General features: G+C 63.6%; 2 protein-coding genes and 1 pseudogene. 2 read left to right on the top strand and 1 reads right to left on the bottom strand.

Annotation, left to right across the window (positions count from 1 at the left end; translation table 11 throughout):
- Nucleotides 1-1,826, bottom strand: a 1,826-nt coding sequence (locus tag EOA29_RS26395) for a PAN/Apple domain-containing protein (protein WP_245468543.1), incomplete at its 3' end; no start/stop codon positions are given.
- Between the two features lie 276 nt (nucleotides 1,827-2,102).
- Between EOA29_RS26395 and EOA29_RS26390 the strand changes: the two genes are divergently transcribed.
- Nucleotides 2,103-4,031, top strand: a complete 1,929-nt coding sequence (locus tag EOA29_RS26390) for an autotransporter assembly complex family protein (protein ID WP_126093012.1) — start codon at nucleotides 2,103-2,105, stop codon at nucleotides 4,029-4,031.
- Nucleotides 4,032-4,033: 2 nt separating this feature from the next.
- Nucleotides 4,034-4,473: pseudogene (locus EOA29_RS26385) on the top strand (hypothetical protein); the annotation flags it as partial.

Below are 4,473 nucleotides of genomic sequence, written 5' to 3'. Positions count from 1 at the left end.
GTCCAGGCATAGACGTCGAGCGCGCCGGGCGCGGCGCGCCCCGCAACGCCGCGGTCCGACAGGTCGAAGCCGGCGCGGCCCATGTCGAGGAAGACGAAGTCGTTGTCGCCCTGCTTGGCCATCAGCACGGCCGGCACCATGCCACCTTCGCCGCGGGTGAGGCCAGGGTTGAAGACCGCGTGGCCCTCGGCGTCGGATGTCGCCGTGCCGAGGATCTCGTTGTTCTTTGCAAGCAGCGTCAGTTCGGCGCCGGCGATCGGCTTGGCGGAGCCGAGCGAACGGGCAAACACGTTGAGGCCGTCCTGGCCGGTGTAGGTGGACAAGCCGATGTCGGAAACGACGAACCACTGGGTGGCGCGTGAGTTGTAGTCGTCGCTCTTGTCGTCGACCGGCTGCGCGGTCAGCACATAGACGCCAGGCTTGCGCTGCGGGATCGCCTCGTCCACCGGGAAGGAGGTGGTGACCTCCTTGTTGAGGTCGTTGGCGATGTCCAGCGTGCCTTCCCAGACGGGCTCGCCCATCTGGTCGGAAATGGTGGAAATGTCATAGCCGTCGAGCTGATGCAGGAACTGATAGCCGGACAGAAGCTGCGCCAGCGACCGGTCGCCGATGCGATAGAGCTTCATCTTGGCGGCGTTCATGTTGACGGTGACGACCGGAATGCCGCGGCGGGCGCCGGCCGGCAGCACGAAGCTGTCGCCGGTGAAACGGGCGGACGGGGCGCGGTCCTGGACATAGATCGACAGCACGACCGGGGCGGCGATGGTCTCGCCGATCGCGGCCGGCAGGCCGGCACGGAAGGTCACGTCATAATGCTGGCCGTGTTCCAGTCCTTCGACGCAGATCTGCTTGTCCTTGGCCTCGACGGCCTTGGGCGCGGCATTGTCGACGGTGACGAACTGCGAATAGTCGACGCCGGTCTTGACCAGTTCCTCGGAAAACTGGGCGCAGATGCGCGGCGAAGAGGAATCGGCATCAACCGTGTGTTCGATAACGCGGAAACCCTTTCGCGCCTTGAGGTCGGCATAGTCGGCCTGCACGGCGGGCGAGTTCACCAGCGCAAGGCTTGCCTCATAGGCCTGGATGGCCGGCCGGAAGAGGTCGCGCTTGTCGAGGCCGGCGGCAAGCAGGGCCAGCGCCTCGGCGCGGGTCTTTGCGGTGCGCACCAGCTTATAGGCGTTGAAGGCGGCCGAGGTGACGTTTGCCGGCAAGGTCGATGGCTCCGAGGTGTTCGAAGCCGGCTGCACGCCGAGCGTTTCGCGCGCCAGCGCCAGCCAGAGCGCGCCGTCGTCCGGCAGGACGGACAGCGCGGCCTGGTATTTCTGCATGGCGAGACGATGGTCGCCGGTCAGCGCCGCCTGCTCGGCCGCGGCCTGGAGCGCTGCCAGCCCTTCAGTGGGCTTGTCATAGGCCGGATCGGTCAGCTTGTTGCGGAACTGCTGGGCCTGGTCGGCCATCCAGTTGGGGAAGAAGGCAAGCGCAGGCGGGGCGCCGATATCGGGGTCGCCATCGACATTGGCGATCTTGCCGGCGACGGCGCCGCTGAACGGTTTCAACTGGTTATAGTCGGATTTGAGAAAGCACCATTTGGCCTTGGTGTTGTAGGTGAAGGCGCGGCAGGCAGGGTCGCCGAGGCATGTAGTCTTGCACTGGTCGAGGCTGACATTCTGGTCCGACCTCAGGTCGAAGCCGAAATAGTCGGAATTGTCGGTCGTCACGATTCGCCGGGCTTCGGCCGCAAGTGCCGCGCCGCCCGATGCGAGGAAGATGGGGGCGAAAAAGATAAGGAGAAGGAAAGAGAGACCACGAGCCGCGCGCATTGCCATATCACCCTCCCGACATTGCAGCGTCCGGGCATGATCAAGCATCAAGCGGGCTTGTCAACGCCGGAACGCGGCAGGTTTTCAACCGGCCAACGGTTTCCATTCCGGCCAAAGGCCGGTATTTCGACAGAACCTCTATGAGATGGATCACACATTCTTGCGAAGGTGCAAAAGGTGTGAATTCCAAGCCCGGTCCATTTCAGACAATTGGATTGTGGCCCCTTTACGAGCGTTTCAGAACTTCATTCCAATTTTAGTTTTGTCGACTAGGTTGAGTTAATGCCGGCGTGTGAAACGCAGATGTCAGGAGGGATCGCGCCAGGGCGCGGGCTTCCGCGCGTCCTGCTTTTGGCGTTTTTCTGCTCGGCCATGCTCGCCGGCGGAGCCCGGCCGGCGGCCGCCTTCGAGATATTCGGCATCAAGCTCTGGGGTTCATCCAAGGACGAGGACGCAGATATCGTCGATCCGCTGCGCTATTCGGTGACCATCGATGCGCCGGACGCCGACAAGGATCTGGTCGAGAAGCTCGAGAACGCCTCGGCGCTCAAAAACGACGAGGAACATCCGGTGTCGGGGTCGCTCGGCCTGATGGCAAAGGCGCGCAGCGACCGCGAGCAGCTCGTTGCCGCCCTTTACGCCGACGCCCGCTACGAAGGCGTCGTCACCATCACCATCCAGGGCAAGTCCATAGACGAACTGCCGCCGGACGCCGAATTCACGGGGCCGCAGCCCATCCCGGTGGTGGTCAGCATCGCCGCCGGGCCGAAATTCACGCTGGGCGACATCAGGCTGAAAGGCGACGCGGCCGGCCTGGCGAGCGCCGATTTCGGCTTGATCGCGGGCGGTGATGCCGGATCGGGAGCCGTGCTCAAGGGTGAGGCGGCAATCGTACGGGCGCTTAAGGAAGAGGGCAGGCCGCTCGCCAAGGTGACGGATCGCGAGATCGTCGCCGATCACGCAACCTCGACGCTCGACGTCACGCTGACCGTGGCGGCCGGCCCTGTCGCCGGCTATGGCGACACCATTGTCGAGGGCACGGAGAAGGTCGATCGCGACTTCACCGAATACATGACCGGTCTCAAGCGGGGTCAGCAATATTCGCCGCAAGAGATTGACGATGCTCGTGATCGGCTGCTCGGGCTCGAGGTTTTCAACAGCGTGACCATCAAGGAAGGCGACAGCCTCGATGGCCAGGGCAATATTCCGATCGACGTGCAGGTCAGCGAGCGCAAGCCGCGCTTTTTCGGCATTGGCGGGACATTTTCCAATACGGAAGGGCTGGGGCTCGAAGGCTATTGGGGCCATCGCAACCTATTCGGCCAGGCGGAGAAGCTGCGCATCGACGGCTCCATCAGCGGCATCGGCAGCAACAGCTTTTCCGCGCTGAACTACAATGCCGGCGTCATGTTCGAGAAACCGGGCGTGCTCGGGCCGACATCGAAGTTCTTCACCGGCATCAAGACGGTGTTCGAACACCCTGATGCCTATGACCATTTCTCGGTCAAGGGCAACATCGGCGTCTCCTACGACCTCGACAAGAGGCAGAGGGTCTCGGCGGAGTTCGCGCTCGACTATTCGCGGATCACCGACACCTTCGGCAAGCACACCTATCTGATCGCCAGTGTTCCGCTGCAATATGTCTATGACAGCCGCGACAACAAGCTCAATCCGACCAGGGGTTTCCGGGCGCTGGCCTATGCCGAGCCAAGCTACGATATCCTGAACGGTGCGACCTTCCTCAAGCTGAAAGGCGAAGGCTCCGCCTACCAGTCGCTCGACACGGCGAGCAAATTCGTTCTCGCCGAACGCGCCACGCTCGGGTCCATCGTCGGCACCGGCCTGCAGAATGTCCCGGCCGACCGGCGCTTCTATTCCGGCGGCGGCGGCTCGGTGCGCGGCTATGCCTATCAGGGCATCGGCCCGAAGGACATCGACGGCCAGCCGATCGGCGGCCTGTCCTTCTTCGAGACCTCGGTCGAGATGCGCATTGCCATCACCGACACGATCGGCATCGTGCCTTTCGTCGATGCCGGCACGGTCTCGACGAAATCCTTTCCCGATTTCTCGGACGTCAAGGTCGGCGCCGGCGTCGGCTTGCGCTATCTTACGCCATTCGGACCGCTGCGCATCGATGCCGCCGTGCCGCTCAACCGCGATCCGAGCGATCCGCATTTCGGCATCTATGCCGGCATCGGCCAGGCGTTCTGACGATGAAGATCTTCTGGCGCATCCTTCGCATTTGCCTCTACGCGCTGCTCCTGCTGCTGGTGGCGGTGATTGGCGCGCTCGTCGTGTTGACCGGCACTGAAGGCGGCCGGCAAAATCTCGCCGGCCTGATTTCAAAAATGGCCTCGACCGAGGATCGCAAGGTCACCGTCAGCGGCATCGAAGGCATCTGGTCCGGCGCGCTGCGGCTGGATCACGTCGTGCTGGAGGATCGCGCCGGGCCTTGGCTGGTGGCGCGCAAGGTGGCGCTCGACTGGTCGCCGACGGCGCTCTTGTCACGCAATTTCAACGCCGACCGCATCGGAGCCGAGCGCATCGAGCTGGCGCGGCTGCCGCAAGCCAGCCAACAGCCGTCGCAAGGCGGCTCGACCAGCCTGCCGGTCTCGATCGACGTCAGAGAGATCGACCTGCCGGAGATCGCGCT

The sequence above is a fragment of the Mesorhizobium sp. M1E.F.Ca.ET.063.01.1.1 genome, from assembly GCF_003998155.1.
Taxonomy (GTDB): Bacteria; Pseudomonadota; Alphaproteobacteria; order Rhizobiales; family Rhizobiaceae; genus Mesorhizobium.
Note: the sequence above shows the minus strand (reverse complement) of the source record. Positions and strands in the feature narration are given on the sequence as shown.